The following is a 20429-nucleotide window of genomic DNA, read 5'->3' on the forward strand; positions in this document are numbered from 1 at the left end:
TGTCGCATCCGACGATCAACCGATATGGATGTGCGCCTTGCCATCGCGCTCGGGCGTTTTTTTCGGCGCGAGCAGGAAATAGGCGAGGAAGAGCGGGCTCACACGGCCCGCGAACATCAGCACCATCACGATTCCCCGGCCGATGCCGTCGAGCCCTTCGGTCGCGCCCTGGCTAAGTCCGACCGTGCCGAAAGCGCTTACCGCTTCGAACATCAGCGCCTCGAATTCGCCCTGCTGCGTCATCAGCAGCGCAAAGACGCCCAGCACGACCAGCATGCCTGCCGAGCACAGGGCGGCAAGTGCGGCGAAGATCTTCTCCCGCTCCACCACCTTGCCGAACACGACCGGCTCGCGGCGGTGCCGGAAGAACGCGATGGTGGCGAGAACGACGATGGCCATCGTCGTCACCTTCACTCCGCCGCCCGTGGACCCGACGCCCGCGCCGATGAACATGAAGACGGTCGCGGCAAAGCCCGTTTCCTGCCGCATCGCGCCGAAATCGAGCGTGGCGAAGCCGGCCGTGCGCGTTGTGGCGGACTGGAAGAAGGCGGCGACCCAGCGCTCGCCATCGTTTGCCAGCGCCCCCATGGTCCGCGGGTTGCTCCACTCGGCTCCGGCGAAGATCGCGGTGCCGAGCGCCAGCAGGACAAGGGTCGCGACCAGCATCAGCCGCGAATGGACCGACAGCCCGTTCCGCTTCCCGCGCCGCGAAAGTTCAAGCAGGACGGACCAGCCGAGCCCGCCGATGATGAACAGCGCCGCGATGGTGAGCGTAACCTGCGGCAGCCCGTTATAATCCTGGAAGCTGTTGCCCTGCAGATCGAAACCCGCATTGTTGAAAGCGGCGACGGTATGAAAGACGCTGCGCCAGACGCCGTACCATCCCTCATCGGGCACCCAGGTGAGCGCGAGCACGGCCGCGCCTGCCGCTTGCACGGTTAATGCGAAGATCACCACCTTGGCGGCGACCTTGCCGATGCCCTTGACACTCGGCCGACCGAGCTCGGTCTGCAGCAATTCCTCGCCTGCATCGCCTTTCGCTTCGTCGAGCCAGACGATGATCGGGTACGCGAAGACGATCAGGCCGAGCCCGCCCACCTGCATCAGCAGCGCGATCACGACTTCGCCGAAAAGCGTGAAGCTTTCGCCCGTGGGCACGACGGTCAGCCCGGTCACGGTGGTCGCGCTGACCGATGTGAAGAGCGCTTCGCCGAAGCTCAGCGGTTCGACCTGCGCCCATGGCAGGGACAGCAGCATCGTTCCAAGCGCGATGGCGGAGAGATACAACATGCAGAGCGCGGCGGGCGGCGATATCGCTTCGAAGCCGGACTCCGCCGCGCCTGAATCGCCCTCTTCCGGCGCGCCTATGCCTTCATCTGCCATGCTTCACCTGAATAGAGCGCACGCCGCGGCGTTCCCGCAGGGCCCTACGGACTTTTTCCCGTAGAAACCACAAGGGCACCGGTGCGTTTACACCATGCGCCGGGTTCGCCTGCGTTCAACCTGACCGGTCGAGCTCCGCCGTTAGGCCGCCTATGCGCGGCACAGCAGGGAGCAGACCGATGCCGACAATCGAAAATTTCGTCGAAATGGCCGTCTGGCAATATGACGTGGTTCGCCACGCCTTTGCCTTCACCGTAGCCGTGTTCGCCGCAGGTCTCGTCTATTTCGCGATGACCGCTTACCAGACCGCGCCAGCCTATCGCGCCACGTCCATCATCTCCGCCGTCGTGATGGTGTCCGCCGCGCTGGAGATCGGCCAGCTCTGGATGCTGTGGAACGAGAGTTTTGCCTTCAATCCGGAAACGCAGATGTTCGCCGTGGTTGAAGGAGAACGCTTCTCCAACGGTTATCGCTACATGAACTGGATCATCGACGTGCCCATGTTGATGACACAGCTCGTGGTCGTCGCCGGATTTGCCGGCGCGGCGCTGTTCCGCAAATGGGCGCTGCTCACCTTCACCGGCGTCGCCATGATCCTAACCGGCTATGTCGGCCAGTATTTCGAACCCGCCGCCGCCGGCATTCCGGGCTATGAAAACGGCGAGCAGCTGTGGATCTGGGGTGCGATTTCCACGGCCTTCATGGTCTGGATGATCCTCATCCTGTCGGGCGCGGTGCGCAATATCCAGGGCGAGCACAGCGATGCGGTCCGCAAGGGTCTGGTGCAGTGCTTCTGGTTCCTGGTCATCACCTGGGCGATCTACCCGATCGCCTATATGTGGCCGGTGTTCGACAGCTCGGCGGACGGCGTGGTCATCCGCCAGACGCTCTACACCATCGCCGACGTGACTTCTAAGCTGGTCTTCGGCGTGATGCTGAGCCAGGTGGCGCTGCGCCGTTCGGCGGAGCTCGGCTATCGCCAGGCGCAGGTGTCGATGATGGACCAGACGCCCAGCGCAAGCATGATCAGTGCCGAAGAGCGCGGCGATCCAGCCGTCACGAGCACGACGACGCGCAGCTAAGCAACGCTTTGCGCAAAAAAGGCCGGGGGCGCTGCCTCCGGCCTTTTTCGTGCCACGGATCAGCCGACGGCCTGACCGTAGGCCAGCACCATGGATGTCGTGTTCACGGCCGCATGGACGATCACGAGAGGCAGCAGGCTGCCACCCAGCCGCCAACGCATCCAGCCGAACATGAAGCCGATCATGCCGGTGACGATCACGCCGCCCCAGCCTTGATAGAGATGCGGAAGGCCGAAGATTGCCGCCTGCAGGAACAGGACAAGCCAGATATTGCCGCCAATGCCGGGCGTGCGGGACAACCGATCCATCAGGAAGCCGCGAAACAGAAGCTCCTCTCCCAGCCCCGCCGCGAGGCAGGCGACACCGATGATCCAGATGGCGAGCGAAACGGGGCTTTCGGTGACGAGGTCCAGCACAAGGCTGGGGTCTGGGGATTCCAGCCCGATCGCTTCCATCGCCGCTCCGCCGAGGCCGAAGATGAGAAACGCTCCGACATAGCCTCCGAGCGCCCAGAGCAGGGTTTTCGTCCAGCTTGTCTGGCGGGTGAGGTCGAAGGCCTCCCTCACGCGCCCTTCGCGGCGCAGCCACAACCAGGCAACGAACACACCTGCCGCCATGCTTGTCATCACCGTGGAGGCCATGACGTAGGAGCCGACTTCGATATCCTCGGGAGCGACACCGGCCTGGATCTGCGCGAAGGTCGAAGGGATGATCGGAATCCCGGAAGCGAGGACATAGACCAGGCCGACGGTTACCAGCTGCGCAATCAGCAGCCCCCAGCCGATGCGCGCCTTGTCGGTCGGCGGTACATGGCCGTCGCGCGTTGCCGGCGTTGTGCTCTCGGTGTTCATGCGGTGATCCCTCCTGCCGGTTGTCGCCCTGTCGTATCGAAGCGCGCTGGCGCAAGCGAAAAAGCGGGCTGTCCTACACGCGGTCGGTCAGGGAAACGGTCCGTGGGGACGAAGGAGTGCGATTTTCCGCGAAGTACATCCCCGTTCCGCAGTTTGGGTTTAATCCGAAAGGTTACACGATGCAGGCTCGATCTACGCGTAAATGTCTGAATGCATGCTCAACTATTGGCGCCCGATGGTTCAGATTTTCGCGAATTCGTGTCACACCCTTGTCTGCCAACACTCTTGCAAATCGTCGGAAAACCGCTAATTGCGCGCCTTCCCTGCTTACAGCTTCGGGAACTCCCCGCGGAAGGTCTGCTCCGGCAGGCCGCTCGACCGCTTAACATGACCTTCGGCCCTGCGCCGCGGGAACAGTGAGAAAAGGAGGCCATCATGGCCAAGAAGATCGAAGGTTATATCAACCTTCAGGTGCCTGCGGGCGCCGCCAACCCGTCTCCGCCGATCGGCCCGGCCCTCGGCCAGCGCGGCGTCAACATCATGGAATTCTGCAAGGCCTTCAACGCCGCCACGCAGGAGATGGAAAAGGGTGCGCCGATCCCGACGAAGATCACCGTCTTCGCCGACCGCAGCTTCACCTTCGAAACGAAGACCCCGCCCGCCAGCTACATGATCAAGAAGGCGATGAAGATCAAATCCGGCTCCAAGGAACCGGGCAAGGACATCATCGGATCGATCAAGACCAGCCAGCTGGCCGATATCGCTGAAGCGAAGATGAAGGATCTGAACGCCAACGATATCGACCAGGCGGTCAAGATCATCGCCGGCAGCGCCCGCTCGATGGGCATCGAAGTGGTGGAGGGCTGATAGAATGGCACAGCTGACCAAGAAGCAGAAGAAGGTGGCCGAGCTCGATAACGAGAAGCTCTACACCGTTGACGAAGCGATCGCGACCCTGCGCGAGCACAAGGCCAATTTCGACGAAACCGTCGAAGTCGCCATGAATCTCGGTGTCGATCCGCGCCATGCGGATCAGATGGTTCGCGGCATGGTTTCCCTGCCGGGTGGTACGGGCAAGGACGTGAAGGTCGCCGTGTTCGCGCGCGGCGAGAACGCCGAAAAGGCCGAAGCTGCCGGTGCCGACAAGGTCGGTGCGGAAGACCTCATGGAAGACATGCAGAACGGCAATCTCGACTATGACCGCGTGATCGCCACGCCGGACATGATGGGTGTCGTCGGTCGCCTCGGCAAGGTGCTCGGCCCCAAGGGTCTGATGCCGAACCCGAAGCTCGGGACGGTCACCCCGAACGTGGAGCAGGCCGTGAAGGACGCCAAGGGCGGCCAGGTCGAATATCGCGTAGAAAAGCAGGGCATCATCCATTCGGGCATCGGCAAACTGTCCTTCAAGGATGCCGACCTGAAGAAGAACTTCGAAGCGCTCACCCAGGCCGTCGTGAAGGGCAAGCCTTCGGGCGCGAAGGGCAAGTTCGTGAAGAAGATCTCGCTGACCTCCACAATGGGCCCGGGCCTGAAGATCGACCTCGCCGAGGTCGAAGGGGCGTGATTTGCGTGTGTCCGCGCATCCGCGCGGACATCCTCGGTGCTGATCCCTCCGCTCCGCTACGTGGCTCCTGCGGGCGGCCGTTCGGCCTTGCCGCAAAATGGGCGGGTTAGCGCTGTCCTAAATTGATTGAAGTTGCCAAGGGGCGGGGGAAGCGATTCTCCCGCCCCTTCTCATGTCGTCGCGTGGCGGCTCCGTTCCGCCGTTCGATTCATGCTGCGGCAATCCGACGAGGCGGAACGCGCGCCAAGGGGCTTTGAAAAGGACACAAGCATGAAACGCATCACAACATTGGCTGCGCTCGCCGTGGCTTTCACCGCGACGCCCGCCTTCGCACAGGCCGAGGGCGGGCCCTTTATCGGCGTGATCGGCGGGTTCGAAGGAATCGATGTCGAATCTGGAGACGGCTCTGTCTCCGCCGACGCGGACTCGGCCGTCTACGGCATCAATGCCGGATACGATCTCAGCCTCGGCAGCGCCTTTGTCGGCATTGAAGGCGAGATTTCGACGAGCGAGAACAGCACGGACTTCCCCGGCGATTTCGACGATGCCTATGACGGGCTCGATACCGACGGCCAATATTACCTCGGCCTTCGCGCAGGCTTCGCCGTGACGCCGGGCATCGCCGCTTATGGCAAGGTCGGCTACACCTCGCTCGACACGACCGCGTTCACCCAATCCGGCTCGCTGGACGATCTGGAGGAGAACACCGACGGTATCCGCTTCGGTGGCGGCTTGCAGGTGCAATTGCCCGGCCCGCTGGAAGCGCGGCTCGAATATCGCCGCTCTCGCTATGGCGGCGTGGCGGATGACGATTTCGACGATATCACGACAGACCAGGTTGTCGCAGGCGTGGGTCTGCGCTTCTGATCCTGTGTGGCGGCGGGGTGTAAAGCGCCGCCGCCACCGCCCTTTTGCCGTGGCCCTTGCCGGATATTCCGCCAATCCTGCGCGTTGAGTGGGTGAAAGGAATATCCATGTCCAAAACTCTTATCGGCATCATCGCCGCTTTCGCCATCACCGTCGGCCTCGCCGTGTGGGTGGACAACCGCATAGCCGCAGGCGTTGGCGCGCTGCTGCTCTTCGTCTTCATCCTGTTCGGCTATGTCAGCAACAAGCGTGCTAGCGCCGAGAATTACCGCAAGGCCGAGCGCGGCGCGCGACAGGTGCGGGACGAGATCGCCAAAAGCTCGAAAGGCTAGGCTTCGGCGGCGGCGCGACTGCGGCTAGACAACTGGCGCGAATACACCCAGCCGATGCCGATCAGACTCGCGCCCAGCGCCAGGAAACTGCCGATCCGCAGCAGTCCTTCCAATTCCGCTGCGTCGAACAGAAAGACCTTCAGCACGGCCACCAGCATCAGCACCAGCGAACCTATGCGCCAGGTTCGTTGGTCGCTGCGCGATCCCCACCACAGGAAGCCGAGCGCCAGTACGATGCCGAGCAGCGAGCGGAGCAGGTCTTCGGTCTGCGTCATTGGCGCATAGATCAGGATACTGCCAGCGAAGGCGTGGCGCAATTCGGACAAGGCCCAGAACGCAGTCAGAAACATGAAAAGCCCGTCGCGCATGGGGCGCAACTTGCCACCCGTCCTCTCCCGCAGTGTGCTGGCCAGCAACCAGACGCCGATACCGGCAACGCCGTAAGCGGCGAGCAATGCGTTGGCGATCGGCGCGGGTCCGACGGCCTGCGCATCCCATAGCGGATTGTGGAGGATGAAGCTGAAATAGGCGAAATGCGCACACCCGGCAGCGATCGACGCAAGTGCCGGTTCGCGGAGTGAAGGGCGCAGTCGCAGCACTGCGGCGCCGCCTCCGATCAGCAGGGCCTGCCAGACGGTGCGTTCGAGCAGCCCGTAGTTCGTGAAGTCGCCAGGCGAGGCAATGGCAAAGATCTGCTTGAACAACGTGTGCAGCACCACGAGTGCGCCCGCGCCCGCCAGAGCGGTGAACAGAATACGCCACCGCCGCGCCATGCCGATGCGCCAGATTGCCAATGCAAGGACGGCGACGAAGGGCAGTACTCGGCGCAACGTATCGCCCACGGTGGGGAGGTCGCCGACGAAGGCCGGCCGCGCGCCGACCGCCTCGATGCCGGTGCCGAGCCATTCTATCATCGGCGCGACGGCCCAGAACAGACCGATGACGAGCAGCGCGCCCAGCGCTCCTAAGCGACGCGGAAGGAACCAGGTGACGGCGAGGGCGAGTGCGGCGGCGGTCCAAGCCAGCCACGCGCTCGGAATGAACTGCGCGAGCACGGTATAAGCCATCAAGGTGGTGATCGCGCCCGCGATCCGGCGCCCGAAGCGCCGCCACTCGACTGCGGCGAGGGCGAGGAACGGCAGGGTAGCGGAGGCCCATCGGATGAGCGATTGCCAAAGGATCGGATCGCCGTAGTCATCGCCGAATGCGCGGGACAGCTCGGCCAGGATGGTGCCGATCGAAAGCAGGGCGATGGCGGTCACGACGGCGCCGATCCAGGCGACCCCGGCAAGCGATTTGCCGCGACGGCGGCGGATCAGCTCGGCAAGCACGAGCGTGACCACCGCCGCTCCCACAACCTCTGCCCAGTCGGCCAGCACGACATGCAGCGCGGCGAAGGAGAGGATGGCGCTCGCAGCCACCGGCATGGCCAGCAGCCGATCGAGATCGCCCCCACGCCGCCAGATGCGATAGGCACCTGCCGCGACAATCGCCGCCAGCGCCGCGCTCGCCATTGCGAGACCGGGAAGATGGACCTCATTGTCCCACGATCCGAAGCGCAGGAAGAGCGCCCCGCCGAGCAGAAGCGCGCCCAGGCTCAGCTGGAGCAGGTCGGGATCGTCCGCCCGGCCGCGCCAGATAAGCGCCAGCGGCAGGCCCAAGCCAATGACACCGAGCGCTGCGGCAACGGTGACGAAATCATCGGCCGAGGAATTGGGCCAGAGCATGAGCAGGATCGCGCCCAGCGCCGTGGCAAAGCCGTTCCCGACGCGCAATTCCGCATGTCGCCATGCAAGCACCGCCAGCGCTGCAGCCAGCAGGAGGTATAGCCCCCAGGTCAGCAGATCGAACCCCGCCAGTCCCACCAGGGCCGCCAGCTGAGCCGCCGCCAGCGCGCTTGCCATCAGGCGCGTGAAAGGCAAGCGGGTCTCATCGGTCAACAGCAATGGCACGGCAATGCCGAGCACCAGAAGATACAGGCCGATGGAGATGAAGTCCGCGCTGTCCACCGGCTGCGCCAGCAGCATCAGGCCGCCCCAGCCGAACCCCCCGGCAAGAGCCGCCGCGCCGAGCCATGCGACGCCCAGGCGCCGTGCGGTGATCGCGAGGCCGCAGGTGAGAAGCGCGAGATAGAAGGCGAGCACGGGCACGTTGGCGTCTTCGCTCGCCACAAGCAGCGGGGTCGCAAAGCCACCGAGGAGGCCGAGGATAGCCGTCGGCAGGCCGAAGCGCGCGGTCAGTCCCAATGCCAGCGCGGTCACCAGCGCCAGGCCCACGAATGCGGTTGCCGGGCCGATCAGGCCGTAAAGCGAGCCTGCGAGGTAGAAGGCGGCATAAAGCGTCGCGATGCCCGCCCCGGCGAGCGCTTGGCGCACGCGGGGATCGGCGACCTTGTCCTCGAACCGGTAGGCCGCCTCCGCGCCGCCGAGCAGGACGAGGCCGAACAGGAAGCTGAGCGCAACGCGCACTTCGGGGCCGAGCAATCCGGCTTCGATCGAATAGATGACCAGAAAAACCCCGCCCACGGCGAGCGCGATGCCGCCCGCCCAGATCGGCAGTTTGCGACCGAAAATGTCTTCGAAATCGAAGCGCGGTGCGCGGTAGCTGCTGGCGTCGTCGTCATCGTGTTGCTCTACCGATGGCGGCTCTTCGACCACTGAAGGCGCGTCTGCCGCAGCCAGCGGCATGGCCGGTTCGGGTTGCGGCTCGGGCATTGCGACCGGTTCGACGTCGATCGGGTCATAACCGCGTTCATGGTCAAATTCGGGAGTCGGCTCGCGCGGGGCCGTGCGGACGATCGGCTCTTGATCGGCCACGTGTGTAGGCGGCATTTCGGGCGCGTAGCCATATCCCCTGCTCTCGGCATCGGCCAGTCGCCGTTCGAGGTCGTCGACGCGTTGCCACAGCCCGAACAGGACCGCACCGATCACGATGATGAGCAGGAATTCCAACTGCGATGTCCCCCGTCACCGCGCAGATTAGCGCGGCGCGGGCGCTAGGCAAGCGGAATGGACATCATATTGGGCGCTATATCCCACCGGGCGTGAAGTCATGCCCTTCCTCGCCAAGCGCTTCGCAAAGCGTGTCCACCGCGCTCGCGAGCACTTCGGCGCTGGTCGAGCGGACTACGAAGTTTGCGCCCACCCGGCCTTCGCGAAAGAAAGGATAACTGCCAATCTGGCAGTCGTCATGCGCGCTCTCGACTTCGCGCAATATGTCGGCAACTTCGCTTTCCGCGGTCCAGCAGCCCACGGTTTCGGTGATGAGCGGCGCGCCGCCCTCGAGCTCTCCGGTCAGCCCGTCCAGCATCTGTGCGGTGATGTGCGGCACGCCTGCCATCACAAAGAGATGGCCGTGCCGGATGCCGGGCGCGCCGGAGATGCGATTGGGGATCAGCTCCGCGCCGTCGGGCACGCGCGCCATGCGCAGCCGCGCCTCGGTCAGCCCGCCCGGCTTGTCGGCATAGTAGCGCTCCAGAATGGCGCGCGCGTCCGGATGCACGACCACGTCGACGCCCAGCGCCTTCGCCACCGCATCCACGGTAATGTCGTCATGCGTCGGTCCGATGCCGCCGGTGGTGAAAAGATAGTCGTTGCGTGCGCGCAAGGCATTCACGGCCTCGACGATGGCATCCTCATCGTCGGAAACCACGCGCACTTCGGCGAGGCGAATGCCTTGCACCTGCAACCAGCTGGCGATCTGGGCGATGTTCCTGTCCTGCGTGCGACCGGAGAGGATCTCGTCCCCGATCACCACCAATGCTGCAGTCCATATCTTGTCGCTCATTCCGCGGCGATCCTCTCATGCTCCGAGACGGCCTCGTCCTCGCGATCCGCCACGGCATCGGGATCGGTGAAAACGAGGACGCCGTCAGCCACCGGACGCGCGCGCAGATCCTTGCGATCCTCAATATAGCTATGCGTGAACGCCCAAGGCCGCTCCGCCCCCGTCTTCGGCATCAGGTGCCGCGCACGGGCGAGATAGCCGGAGGTATAATCCCACGGCTCGACCTCTTCCGGCTCGTCCTCCGGCGCGAGTTCGGGAATGGCGATGGTATGGCCGGTCTTCGCCATGTGATTGAGCACCCCGCAGGCGTAGCGGGAATTGAGATCGGCGCGCAGCGTCCAGCTGGCATTGAGATAGCCGAACACGAAGGACAGGTTCGGCATGTTGGAGAACATGGTCGAGCGGTAGAAGAAGTGCTCTGTGAAATCGACCGGCTTGCCGTCCTTCGATACCGCCACCTTGCCCGCCAGCACCAGCTTCAGCCCCGTCGCGGTCACGACGACGTCGGCGGGCAGGTGATCGCCCGATTTCAGCCGGATGCCGGTGGCATCGAAGCTGTCGATATGATCGGTGACGATGCGCGCCTTGCGCTGTTTGATCGCGTTGAACAGGTCGCCATCGGGCACCAGGCAAAGGCGCTGCTGCCACGGATTATAGGGCGGCTCGAAATGCTTTTCCTCATACGAACTGCCGAGCGAATCGTGCAGCCTGCCTCGAAGCATCTGCGCCAGGCGCGCAGGGTTCCGACGCGACATGTCGAAGAAGAAGCTGCGCAGCAGAATGTTCTTCTGCCGGGTCAGCCAATAGGCCCATTTGTCGGGCAGCACCTTGACCAGAAATCGGTTGATCGCGTCGCGGCGCGGGCCTTCGCCCATCCATGTCGGCGTGCGCTGCAGCATGGTGACGCTTCTCGCCTCGTCCGCCATCGCCGGGACGATGGTGACGGCCGTTGCGCCCGACCCGATGACAACGACATTCTTGCCCGCGAAATCCAGATCCTTCGGCCAGAATTGCGGATGAGCCACCTCGCCGCCGAAAGTGTCGATACCGGGCAACTGTGCATCGTGCGGATCGTCGTAATCGTAATAGCCGCTGGCGAAATAGAGCCAGCGCGCCGTGTGCTTCGTTTCGGTGCCATCCGTTCCGCGGGCGGTGATCGTCCATGTGGCGCTCGGCGTGTCCCATGCGGCGCTGATGACGGTCTGGCCGAAGCGGATGTTCGGGCGGATGTCGCGCTCATCCACGATGCGATTGAGATATTCGAGGATGGCCGGGCCGTCCGCTATCGAATCCTCATGCACCCACGGTTCGAAATCGAAGCCGAGCGTATGCATGTCGCTGTCTGAGCGCACGCCGGGATAACGGAACAGGTCCCATGTCCCGCCGATATCCTCACGACGCTCGAGGATGGTGTAGGTCCGTTCCGGACACTGCATCCCCATATGGCCCGCCATCGAAATGCCGGACAGGCCCGCCCCGATGATGAGAACGTCGGTATCGGGCTGGGTCATGCTGCGTATCACCTAGTTTGGAATCGAACCTGATCCGGTGAACATAGGGCGCGTGGGGCCGCCGGGAAAGTCGTTGCCGACATTCTTGTCAATACCGTAGGCGACGCGCGCCGCCTTCACCGTGTTGGACAGCAGGCAGGCGATGGTCATCGGGCCGACGCCGCCCGGCACCGGCGTGACGGCAGCGGCGTGTTGCACTTCGTCGAAGGCGATATCGCCCACGAGCTTCGTCTTGCCGTCCTCACCCTCGATACGGGTGATGCCGACATCGATCAGCACCGCCCCGTCCTTCACCCAGTGGCCGCGCACCAGTCGCGGCGCGCCCGCGGCGGCGACGATAATGTCGGCCTGGCGACAGATATCGGCAAGGCCGTGGGTGTAGATATGGGTGACGGTGACGGTCGCCTCGGCATCGAGCAGCAGGTTGGCGACGGGCTTGCCGACGATATTGGACTTGCCGATCACCACCACGTCCTTGCCGGTGAGATCGTCGACGACGCTGGCGATCAGCTTCATCACGCCCAAAGGCGTACAGGGCACGATGCCGCCGGTGCCTGTGGAGAGCCGCCCGACATTGACCGGGTGGAAGCCGTCCACATCCTTGTTCGGCGCGATGGCACCGAGCACCAGCGCGGGGTCGATCTGCTCGGGCAGCGGCACTTGGCACAGGATGCCGTGTACTTCCGGCTTGGCATTGAGCGTGGCGATCAGCGCCAGCAGATCGTCCTGCGAAGTGTCGGCGGGCAGCTGGTGCTTGCGCGATACGATGCCGACCCGCTCGCATGCCCGGATCTTGTGGCGGACATAGACTTCGCTCGCGGGATCGTTGCCGACCAGGATCACATCGAGCCCCGGCGCGGGATGGCCGTCCGCCAGCAGCGCGTCGACCTGCGCCTTGGTCACTTCGTCCAGCTGGGCGGCGATCGCGCGCCCGTCGATAATGTCCGCCATGATTTTCGATCCCGCTGCGCCGTTATGCCGCCTCCTGCCGATAGCACGGCGTGGCGGCAAGGGCGCTCTTGCCGATCTGCCCCGATGGCTGCATGGCGCGCCGATGGTGTCGCGTATCGTCATTGCCGCCGCGTTATTCGCGCTTCCCGTGTCCGTTGCTGCGCAAGAAGTGGACGTCACCGACCCCGAACAGGACGTCATCATCGTGCGGGGCGAGGGGCTGCCCGAAACGCCCGCCGCGCCTGCCTATTCCAGCGTGGAACTGGACCGCGAAACCATCGTCACCACCGCCAGCGGACGGCTGGAGGATGCGCTGTCTAACATCGCAGGATTCCAGCAATTCCGCCGTTCCGACAGCCGCTCGGCAAATCCCAGCGCGCAGGGCGCGACGCTGCGAGCCCTCGGCGGAAATGCCACGAGCCGCGCGCTGATCCTGCTCGACGGCGTGCCGGTGGCGGACCCGTTTTTCGGCTACATCCCCTTCAGCGCCATCGCGCCCGAGCGCTTGGAGAGCATCCGCGTAACCCGCGGCGGCGGGTCCGGTCCGTTTGGTGCGGGCGCGCTCGCCGGGACGATCGAGCTGGCCAGCGCTGATGCCATGACGCTCGGTCCGCTTACCGCGAGCGCGCTCGCCAATTTTCGCGGCGACACCGAGCTGTCCTCCAGCGTCGCGCCGCGGATTGGCGACGGCTATGCGGTCGTGCACGGCCGCTGGGACAGGGGCGACGGTTTCTTCACCACGCCGGAAGACCAGCGCGCTCCTGCCAGTAGCCGCGCGAATTTCGACAGCTGGTCCGCAGGTGGCAGGATTGTTCAGCGACTTGGCAGCGATCTCGAGTTGCAGGGGCGTATTCTTGCCTTCGAGGACAATCGCACGCTGCGTTTCGACGGGGCGGACAGTTCTTCGGAAGGGCAGGACGTGTCCCTGCGTGCGGTTAGCCGAGGGCCGTGGCAGGTCGATGCGCTGGCCTATGCCCAGTGGCGCAACTTCACCAATGTCGTCATCTCCTCGACCCGTTTCGTGCGCGTGCTGGACCAGAAGGACACTCCCTCCACAGGCCTCGGCGGCAAGCTCGAATTGCGCCCGCCCGTCGGCGATGACCACACGCTGCGCTTTGGCGTGGATTATCGACGCAATGAGGGCGAGCTTTTCGAGGATGCTTTCTCAGCGTTTACAGGCTCACTTCGGGAGAACCGATTCGCCGGCGGCGAGACGACCGATCTCGGCCTGTTCGTGGAGCATGACTGGCAGCTCGGCGCGCTTACGCTGACAGGTGGACTCCGCGCAGATCACTATACCATTGCAAACGGTTTCTACCGCGCACGTGATGCCGATGGCGCGACCGTTCGAGACGACAGTTTCGCCGACCAGGCAGGCTGGGAAACGACCTGGCGCGCGGGTGCGCTTTACGATCTGGACGAGGCCGCGAGACTGCGCGGCGCGCTCTATTCGGGGTTCCGCTTGCCGACGCTCAACGAGCTTTACCGGCCTTTCGTGGTCTTCCCGGTCGTCACGCAGGCCAATGCCGAGCTCGAGCCCGAGCGGCTTGAAGGTTGGGAAGTCGGTTTCGACCTGCTGCCCCTAGACGGCGTTTCGCTTGCAGCCACTTATTTCGACAACGATGTGGAAGGCGCCATCGCCAATGTCACGCTGGCGGAAAACCTGCGCCAGCGCCGCAATCTGGATGCCATCTCGGCGCAGGGGCTGGAGCTCGCTGCCGCAGTCGATCGGGGTGCATTCGGCCTCAACGCCACAATGGTGTTCACCGCTGCAGAGGTGATCGGCAGCGGCTTTGCCGAACCGCTTGACGGCAATCGCCCGCCGCAAACGCCAAGCTTCGCCGCCAGCCTGACCGCCAGCTACGACTTTGCCGAAGGCGCGCTCGCATCCGCGACGCTGCGCCATGTCGGCGAGCAGTTCGAGGATGACCGCGAGACGGATGTGCTGCCCGCCGCGACCACGCTGGACCTCTATGCCCAGATGCCACTGGTGGCGCAGCTTGCGCTGGTCGGGCGGGTCGAGAATCTGCTCGACGAAGCGATCGTCACGCGCAATTCGGGCGGCGCGATAGATCTGGGCACACCGCGCACGGTGTGGTTGGGCCTGCGCTGGGGCTATTGACGCACGGCTACTTCGCCGGGACCGGTTCGCCCACCATCATCTCGTGCTTGAGGCCAAGCCAGTCGGCAAGGTTCGCCAGTTCGCTCTCGACGCTATCCGCCATCAGATAGGCGCGGCTTTTATCGAAGCGAAGCACGAGCCTGTCGTCCTCGCGCCGCAAAGCGCTGCCCAGCAGGGAGATGCGCGTGCCCGCGCCGATCTTGCGGCACAGGCGATTGGCGAGACCCCATGCGGAGGCGCGGTGCAGCTGTTCCTCATCCGCCATGCGCAGGTAATCGGCGACGAGCTTCGGCGATCCGCAACTGGCGCGAAGACATTGTGCAATCATCGCGCGGCCCGTGTGGTCGAGGCCGAGCCATCGCTTCTCCAGCGCCCAGTCCGTCGAATGGGCGAGGCGCAGATTGGGCTCGATCCGCGCTGCAGCCTGCGTCAACATGGTTGCGGCAAGGCGGATGCGCTCACTGCCGCGATTGCGCCCGTCCACGGCCTCCGCCGTCCACGCTGCGGTCAGCGTCGCATTGGTGATGTCTGCGCCGCGCGGCGTGGTGAAATGCGTGACGGCAGTGAGCAAGGGATCCTGCTCTTTTGCGCCGTTCTTGAGCCGGTCGAACAGCAGCCCCTCGCGCAGGCCCCAGGCTGAAATGACGAGCGCCGAGGGTTCGAAACGCGCTAGCATGATGCGCAGCATGGCGGCGGCGTGCGGCAGCCCGGCGGCGCGGCTCGAGGATATGTCCGATATGTCGGTCAGCGTGTCGGGGTCGGCATCGGTCAGGCGAGCCGCGATACGGTCAGCCTCTTCGGGCGTAAGGCAAAAGGCCTGCGGATCGCTGATCGGATATTCCGCCTTGTGCATCGCAAAGCTGGCCAGCGCGCGCCATGTGCCCCCGACGAGATAGAGCGGGCCGTCCTGTTCGGCAGCCCATTGCGCCTTCGCGAGATGCCCTTCGACAGCATTGCGAAATGCTTCGTCTCCCTCATTCATCAGCGCGGGCAGACGCAGTGTGCCGAGCGGGAGGCTTACGCCCTCATGGCATGCCCCGTCCGCAATAGCCGCGAGTTCGAGGCTGCCGCCGCCGAGATCTGCCACGACTCCCGCAGCGCCAGGAAAGGCGCCCATTACTCCGCTGGCGGCGACTTCGGCCTCTTCCACACCTGTCAGCACGCGCGGCTCCAACCCGATGGCGCGGACCTTCTCGATGAAATCCGGCCCGTTGCTGGCGTCGCGCGAAGCGGCCGTCGCCACGGTAGCCACGTCGGCGATGCCGAGATCGCGAAGGATCGCGGCGAAGCGGGTCAACCCTTCCAGCGCCAGTGTTTCAGCCTCTTCAGGTATCGCGCCCGTCGCTGCGAGATCGCGGCCGAGACGCGCGGTCACCTTCTCGTTCAGCCACACATTGGGCGCGCGGCGCGGACCGGAATAGACGACGAGGCGGACGGTATTGGAGCCGATATCGATCACTGCCCGATCAGGCACTTCGATCTTCACAGCGCCCCGTTTCGTCAGTGCTGGTGTCACTGCGCGCCCTTGCGCAAGGTGAGCTTCGGCACGCCGCTTTCCTTCAGCGCGTCGCCACGCCCGCTGAGCGAAGGGTTGGTCATGAAATAGGCATGGCAGTTGAAGCCCGCCTCGTCACCATCCGCATGGACCCGCTCGTACTCGCCGGTCTCGCCATCGAGCAGCCAGCTTTGCTCGGTATCGAGCAGGTTGGCGAGCAGCACCTGGTCCAGCACCTGATCGTGCACAGTCTGGTTGGTGATAGGCACGAGCGATTCTACGCGGCGATGGAGGTTGCGTTCCATCAAGTCCGCGCTGGAGATGTACACCTTGGCCTTGTCGCCTGGCATCGCCTCGCCATTTCCGAAGGCGTAGATGCGGCTGTGCTCCAGAAAGCGGCCGATGATTGATTTGACGGTAATGTCCTCCGAAAGGCCCGGCACGCCGGGGCGCAGGCAGCAAATGCCGCGCACCACCAGCACGACCTCCACGCCCGCGTGGCTCGCTTCATAGAGCTTGTCGATCATCTTCTGATCGGTGATGGAATTCACCTTTGCCCAGATCGTAGCGGGCTTGCCCTCGCGCGCGAAAGCGATTTCCCGATCGATATTGTCGATGATCGTGTCGTCCAGCGTCAGCGGGCTGATCGCGAGGCGCTCCATGCCTTGCGGCTCGACATAGCCGGTGACGAAGTTGAACAGCTTTGCCGCATCGCGGCCCAGCGCCGGGTCGGCGGTGAAGTAGCTGAGGTCGGTGTAGATTTTGGCGGTGACCGGGTGGTAGTTCCCGGTGCCGAAATGGCAGTAGGTGCGGATGCCCTCTTCCTCCTCGCGCACGACCATGCTGATTTTCGCGTGAGTCTTCATATCGATGAAGCCGTAGATCACCTGCACGCCGGCGCGCTCAAGCTCGCCCGCCCATTTCAAGTTCTGTTCCTCGTCGAAGCGGGCTTTTAGCTCGACTACGGCCGTGACGGACTTGCCCGCTTCCGCCGCCGCGATCAGCGCGTTGATGACAGTGGGCTGGTTGCCCGCGCGGTAGAGCGCCTGCTTGATCGAGACGACTTTTGGATCGGCGGCCGCCTGCCGCAGGAAATCGACCACGACCTCGAAGCTTTCATAGGGGTGGTGGATGACAATATCCTTGGCGCGGATCGCGGCGAAGGCGTCGCCGTCCTGTTCGAGAATGCGCTCGGGATAGCGGGGCGAATAGGGCGTGAATTTCAGCTCGGGACGATCTTCCTTCACCACCTCTTCAAGCCCGGAAATGCCCAGCATCCCCTCGGTCGTGGTGACGAAGGCCTGTTCCAGCCCCAGCTTGTCGTGCAGCAATTCACCTGCCTCGGCGTCGAAGCTTTCGTCGATCTCCAACATGATGACCTGCCCGCGGCGGCGGCGCTGAATGGCGCTGCGGAACAGGCGGACCAAGTCTTCGGCCTCTTCCTCGATCTCGATATCGCTGTCGCGCAGCACCCGAAATACGCCATCGCCCTGGATCGTGAAGCCGGGGAAGATCAGCTCGGCATACCGACAGACTACGCGTTCGATCGCGACATAGATCGCCTCGTCGCCGAGCACCTCAGCCGGAATGCGCACGAAGCGCGGCAGCATGGCAGGGACCAGCACCATCTCGATCAGCTGGCTGCCATCGCTCTTGCGGCGAAGATTGAACAGCGCGCCGATCCCGGCATTGGCCACGAAGGGGAAGGGATGCGCCGGATCAAGAACCTGCGGCGTGATGACCGGCATGATGTGCTCGAGGAAATAGGCGCGCAGCCAGTCTTCGGCGTCCTCCTCGATGCGGTCCTCTCCCGCGATGTGGATGCCCTCATGTTCGAGCAATGGGCGCAATTGGGACAGGGCGCGTTGCTGCTTTGCCTCAAGCTCACGCACGCGGGTGGTGATGGCGGCGAGCTGCTGCGTCGGCGTCTTCCCGTCGATCGAGGTTTCGCAAACGCCGCTACGCACCTGGCCTGCCAGTCCGGCGACGCGGATCATCATGAACTCGTCGAGATTGCTGCCGGAGATCGACAGGAAGCGCAGCCGTTCGAGCAACGGGTAGGCGGTGTTGTTCGCCTCCTCCAGCACTCGGTCGTTGAAGGCGAGCCACGACAATTCACGATTGAAATATCGCGCCTCCGCCGGAAGATCGGCAAAGCTGGTGCTGTCATTGGCAGCGGCGGGATGCGCGGTGTCGGGGTGGCTGGCCATGGCCGCCTGTCTGCCGGTTTGCCGGGCTTTCCGCAAGAAAGCTCAGCGGCGTGTCACACAAGGAGCGGCAGTCTCAGCCCCAGCTATCGGCGAGGTCGCTCGCGCGAGCAATCGCGCTGATGCCGCGCTTTCCCTCGCTGCGGTCAAGCTGGACGATGACATCGATGACGCTGGCGGCGTAGGCGATGGTGTCGGAGCGGGAAAGGCCGATGCCGGTCTGCATGACCATCAGGCTCAGCTGTTCAAGAGCGCCGCGCAGACTGTTGGCGTGAATGGTGGAGAAGCTGCCGGGATGGCCGGTGTTGATGGCGCGCAGGAAGCTGACGCTCTCGGCCCCGCGCAATTCGCCCAGCACGATGCGATCGGGCCGCAGGCGCAGCGCCGATTGCAGCAATTCGTTCGCGGTGACCTTGGCCTCGCCAAGCTCGCCTTTCACCGCGACCAGTCCCACGCCGTTCGCGCCGGGCAGTTTCAGTTCGGGCGTATCCTCGACCAGCACGACACGCTCCTCGCGCGGAATTTCGCCGAGCATGGCGTTGAGGAATGTCGTTTTGCCGGTGCTGGTGCCCCCCGAAATCAAAATTGTCTTGCGCGCGCGGATGGCGGCGCGGAGAAAGTGGACCGGGTGTGCCTGCGCATCGGGCAGGTCGTCTTCTTCGCGGTCGGCAAGCGGGCCGGAATCATAGGCATCAAGCGGAAGGTCCAGACGGCGGTGGCGGCGGATCGCCATCGCCCAGTGCTTGCGCGTGGCGGGCGGGCCGCAGAACTGGATACGCGCGCCATCGGGCAGGGTCGCTCCGAGCAACGGGTGCTCGCGATTGATGCCCTGATGACTGACCCGTGCGACCTGTTCGGCGAGGCGCTGCACCAGTTTGTCGTCGATGGCGGCAAGCTCGACGCGCTGCATGCCGGGGTGCGCGGCGTCTTCCACCCACATTTCGCCCGGCTCGTTGACCAGGATCTCGGTGACCGTGTCCCGCTCCAGCCATTCGCGAAAGGGCGCCAGATAGGCGTCGAGATAGACCGAGCCGCTCGGCACTTGGGGTGCGTCCGCCTCCGGCCCCTCGGGCAGCTGGTGGATTTCGGCGCTCATGGCGGATTAGCGGACCTGCGGCGCCTGCGCGAAATCGAGATCGCGCGCAGTATAGACGCGGATCGGTTCACCCATGCGTACGCGGACGGTGGGTGGGCGCTGGCCGTCCTGCTGCAGCGCGGTATTCGCCGCGCTCTGGCCGCCGCCAAGCACGACGGACGCGCCGCCACTGGCGACATTGGCCAGCCCGCCGATGACGGAAAGCAGCATGGCCGAACCGAAGCGGCTGAAGAAATGGTTGTCGACCTCTCCCTCCAGGCCTGCCGTGCCGTCGAATGCGGTCCCCGGCGATTGCAGCGTAACCGCCACGCCATCGGGGCGGATCACCCGCTGCCAGATGACATAGGCGCGGCGCTGCCCCGCCTGCAGGCCGGACTGGTATTGGCCGACAAGGCGGCTGGAGCGCGGGATCAGGACGCGCGCGCCGTCATGGCTGCGCACATCCTGGCTCACCACTGCGCGCACGAAACCGGGCACGTCGGTGTTGATCGCGGTTTCGAGTATGGCGGGGATCATCGTCCCCTGCGTCACCGTGGTTGCCGGATCGAAATCGCGTCGTGCCGAGACGGGACCTCCGCCGACGCCTCCGATGCGCGCGGCGAATTCACCTGCCGCGCCCGCTCCGGGAATGGTGCCGGCGCTCTCTGGAACGGCATTCGCGGCAGTGGCAGCCGCCGCGACCTGCGCCGCGGACGCGGGGGCAGTGCCGCCATCGAAGACGAGCGTGGGGGATGAATACGGATTGCCGACGGGGCCGGGCTGATAGCCCGCACCGGGTCCGGCACTCGGCGCGCGGGCCAGCACAGGCGCGGGGCCGGGGATGGGCTGCGGAGCTTCGGCGATGGTGGCATTCGCGCTGGGCAGTCCGTCGGTCGGCGTCACGCCCACGCTTGTCGGCCCCGGCACTGCCGCGGATTGCGCGCCCTCGGCCACAGCATCCTCGCCATCGACCTTGCTCGCGTTGAGGCCCCAAAGTGTGGCCGCGCCGAGCAGGGCGACGAAGCCGATCCCGGCCGCAAGGCCGAGCGCGTCGGAACGGTTCTTCCGGTTCGCCACCGCCGGGTAGGACGTGCGGCTGGCGAGATCGATGATCTCGGTCGTCTCGCTATCACGCGGATCGGCGTCATTGGCGGCACCGGTTTTCGTTTCGGGAAGGCGCATCGCAAGTTTCATCGCATTCGC

16 protein-coding genes are annotated in these 20429 nt (G+C 64.7%); 6 read left to right on the forward strand and 10 right to left on the reverse strand.

All coding sequences use genetic code 11. The features are described from left to right. Positions 1 to 15: 15 nt before the first annotated feature. Positions 16 to 1383 (reverse strand): TrkH family potassium uptake protein, encoded by a 1368-nt coding sequence (locus tag D6201_RS11205; protein WP_120048857.1) that lies wholly within the window; start codon positions 1381 to 1383, stop codon positions 16 to 18. A gap of 179 nt (positions 1384 to 1562) precedes the next feature. Between D6201_RS11205 and D6201_RS11210 the strand changes: the two genes are divergently transcribed. Beyond that, positions 1563 to 2465: a bacteriorhodopsin gene (locus tag D6201_RS11210; RefSeq protein WP_165853546.1), complete on the forward strand. Its 903-nt coding sequence runs from the start codon at positions 1563 to 1565 to the stop codon at positions 2463 to 2465. A 59-nt stretch (positions 2466 to 2524) separates the two neighbouring features. On the opposite strand, the gene D6201_RS11215 is transcribed toward D6201_RS11210, so the two are convergent. Beyond that, positions 2525 to 3316 (reverse strand): CPBP family intramembrane glutamic endopeptidase, encoded by a 792-nt coding sequence (locus D6201_RS11215; RefSeq protein WP_120048859.1) that lies wholly within the window; start codon positions 3314 to 3316, stop codon positions 2525 to 2527. A gap of 435 nt (positions 3317 to 3751) precedes the next feature. Between D6201_RS11215 and rplK the strand changes: the two genes are divergently transcribed. The 4 genes from rplK to D6201_RS11235 all read left to right on the forward strand — a co-directional run bounded on the left by rplK (position 3752) and on the right by D6201_RS11235 (position 6079). Then, the gene (gene rplK, locus D6201_RS11220; protein WP_120048860.1) at positions 3752 to 4183 is read left to right on the forward strand and encodes a 50S ribosomal protein L11; all 432 of its coding nucleotides are present in this window, start codon (positions 3752 to 3754) and stop codon (positions 4181 to 4183) included. A 4-nt stretch (positions 4184 to 4187) separates the two neighbouring features. Continuing rightward, positions 4188 to 4880: a 50S ribosomal protein L1 gene (rplA, locus tag D6201_RS11225; protein WP_120048861.1), complete on the forward strand. Its 693-nt coding sequence runs from the start codon at positions 4188 to 4190 to the stop codon at positions 4878 to 4880. 270 nt (positions 4881 to 5150) lie between these two features. Then, the gene (locus tag D6201_RS11230) at positions 5151 to 5747 is read left to right on the forward strand and encodes an outer membrane protein (RefSeq protein ID WP_120049373.1); all 597 of its coding nucleotides are present in this window, start codon (positions 5151 to 5153) and stop codon (positions 5745 to 5747) included. A 107-nt stretch (positions 5748 to 5854) separates the two neighbouring features. Beyond that, positions 5855 to 6079 carry a hypothetical protein gene (locus D6201_RS11235; RefSeq protein WP_120048862.1) on the forward strand — a complete coding sequence of 75 codons (225 nt, stop codon included), beginning with the start codon at positions 5855 to 5857 and terminating at the stop codon, positions 6077 to 6079. Here the strand turns inward: D6201_RS11235 and D6201_RS11240 are convergent. The 4 genes from D6201_RS11240 to folD all read right to left on the reverse strand — a co-directional run bounded on the left by D6201_RS11240 (position 6076) and on the right by folD (position 12327). Further along, a complete protein-coding gene (locus D6201_RS11240; RefSeq protein WP_120048863.1) occupies positions 6076 to 9030 on the reverse strand; it encodes a DUF2339 domain-containing protein in 2955 nt (984 codons plus the stop codon). The genes D6201_RS11235 and D6201_RS11240 overlap by 4 nt on opposite strands. Before the next feature lie 76 nt (positions 9031 to 9106). Beyond that, positions 9107 to 9865, reverse strand: a complete 759-nt coding sequence (locus D6201_RS11245) for a competence/damage-inducible protein A (RefSeq protein ID WP_120048864.1) — start codon at positions 9863 to 9865, stop codon at positions 9107 to 9109. Then, on the reverse strand, positions 9862 to 11376 hold the full coding sequence (locus D6201_RS11250) for a flavin-containing monooxygenase (protein ID WP_120048865.1): 1515 nt from the start codon (positions 11374 to 11376) through the stop codon (positions 9862 to 9864). Before D6201_RS11250 ends, D6201_RS11245 begins: the two co-directional genes overlap by 4 nt. 12 nt (positions 11377 to 11388) lie before the next feature. Then, entirely contained in the window at positions 11389 to 12327 is a 939-nt protein-coding gene (folD, locus tag D6201_RS11255) for a bifunctional methylenetetrahydrofolate dehydrogenase/methenyltetrahydrofolate cyclohydrolase FolD (RefSeq protein WP_120048866.1), read from the reverse strand. Between the two features lie 103 nt (positions 12328 to 12430). Here folD and D6201_RS11260 point away from each other — a divergent pair, with 103 nt between their 5' ends. After that, the gene (locus tag D6201_RS11260; RefSeq protein ID WP_120049374.1) at positions 12431 to 14449 is read left to right on the forward strand and encodes a TonB-dependent receptor plug domain-containing protein; all 2019 of its coding nucleotides are present in this window, start codon (positions 12431 to 12433) and stop codon (positions 14447 to 14449) included. 7 nt (positions 14450 to 14456) lie between these two features. On the opposite strand, the gene D6201_RS11265 is transcribed toward D6201_RS11260, so the two are convergent. The 4 genes from D6201_RS11265 to D6201_RS11280 all read right to left on the reverse strand — a co-directional run bounded on the left by D6201_RS11265 (position 14457) and on the right by D6201_RS11280 (position 20420). After that, complete coding sequence (locus D6201_RS11265) at positions 14457 to 15965, reverse strand: Ppx/GppA phosphatase family protein (protein ID WP_165853547.1); 1509 nt, start codon at positions 15963 to 15965, stop codon at positions 14457 to 14459. Continuing rightward, on the reverse strand, positions 15962 to 18154 hold the full coding sequence (locus tag D6201_RS11270) for an RNA degradosome polyphosphate kinase (RefSeq protein WP_120048868.1): 2193 nt from the start codon (positions 18152 to 18154) through the stop codon (positions 15962 to 15964). The genes D6201_RS11265 and D6201_RS11270 overlap by 4 nt, the downstream gene beginning before the upstream one ends. A gap of 73 nt (positions 18155 to 18227) precedes the next feature. Next, positions 18228 to 19247 carry a P-type DNA transfer ATPase VirB11 gene (gene virB11, locus D6201_RS11275; RefSeq protein ID WP_120048869.1) on the reverse strand — a complete coding sequence of 340 codons (1020 nt, stop codon included), beginning with the start codon at positions 19245 to 19247 and terminating at the stop codon, positions 18228 to 18230. Between the two features lie 6 nt (positions 19248 to 19253). Then, complete coding sequence (locus D6201_RS11280; RefSeq protein ID WP_242447528.1) at positions 19254 to 20420, reverse strand: TrbI/VirB10 family protein; 1167 nt, start codon at positions 20418 to 20420, stop codon at positions 19254 to 19256. Positions 20421 to 20429: the final 9 nt, after the last annotated feature.

Source organism: Aurantiacibacter aquimixticola, from assembly GCF_003605475.1.
GTDB classification, from domain to species: Bacteria; Pseudomonadota; Alphaproteobacteria; order Sphingomonadales; family Sphingomonadaceae; genus Alteraurantiacibacter; species Alteraurantiacibacter aquimixticola_B.

Bases quoted from the DNA above. Each gene is read 5' to 3' on its own strand.
- D6201_RS11215 (WP_120048859.1), bottom strand. From the start codon at position 3,316: ATGAACACCGAGAGCACAACGCCGGCAACGCGCGACGGCCATGTACCG.
- D6201_RS11270 (WP_120048868.1), bottom strand. From the start codon at position 18,154: ATGGCCAGCCACCCCGACACCGCGCATCCCGCCGCTGCCAATGACAGC.
- folD (WP_120048866.1), bottom strand. From the start codon at position 12,327: ATGGCGGACATTATCGACGGGCGCGCGATCGCCGCCCAGCTGGACGAA.
- rplA (WP_120048861.1), top strand. From the start codon at position 4,188: ATGGCACAGCTGACCAAGAAGCAGAAGAAGGTGGCCGAGCTCGATAAC.
- D6201_RS11250 (WP_120048865.1), bottom strand. From the start codon at position 11,376: ATGACCCAGCCCGATACCGACGTTCTCATCATCGGGGCGGGCCTGTCC.
- D6201_RS11210 (WP_165853546.1), top strand. From the start codon at position 1,563: ATGCCGACAATCGAAAATTTCGTCGAAATGGCCGTCTGGCAATATGAC.
- D6201_RS11280 (WP_242447528.1), bottom strand. From the start codon at position 20,420: ATGAAACTTGCGATGCGCCTTCCCGAAACGAAAACCGGTGCCGCCAAT.
- D6201_RS11235 (WP_120048862.1), top strand. From the start codon at position 5,855: ATGTCCAAAACTCTTATCGGCATCATCGCCGCTTTCGCCATCACCGTC.
- D6201_RS11260 (WP_120049374.1), top strand. From the start codon at position 12,431: ATGGTGTCGCGTATCGTCATTGCCGCCGCGTTATTCGCGCTTCCCGTG.
- D6201_RS11230 (WP_120049373.1), top strand. From the start codon at position 5,151: ATGAAACGCATCACAACATTGGCTGCGCTCGCCGTGGCTTTCACCGCG.
- rplK (WP_120048860.1), top strand. From the start codon at position 3,752: ATGGCCAAGAAGATCGAAGGTTATATCAACCTTCAGGTGCCTGCGGGC.
- virB11 (WP_120048869.1), bottom strand. From the start codon at position 19,247: ATGAGCGCCGAAATCCACCAGCTGCCCGAGGGGCCGGAGGCGGACGCA.
- D6201_RS11245 (WP_120048864.1), bottom strand. From the start codon at position 9,865: ATGAGCGACAAGATATGGACTGCAGCATTGGTGGTGATCGGGGACGAG.
- D6201_RS11205 (WP_120048857.1), bottom strand. From the start codon at position 1,383: ATGGCAGATGAAGGCATAGGCGCGCCGGAAGAGGGCGATTCAGGCGCG.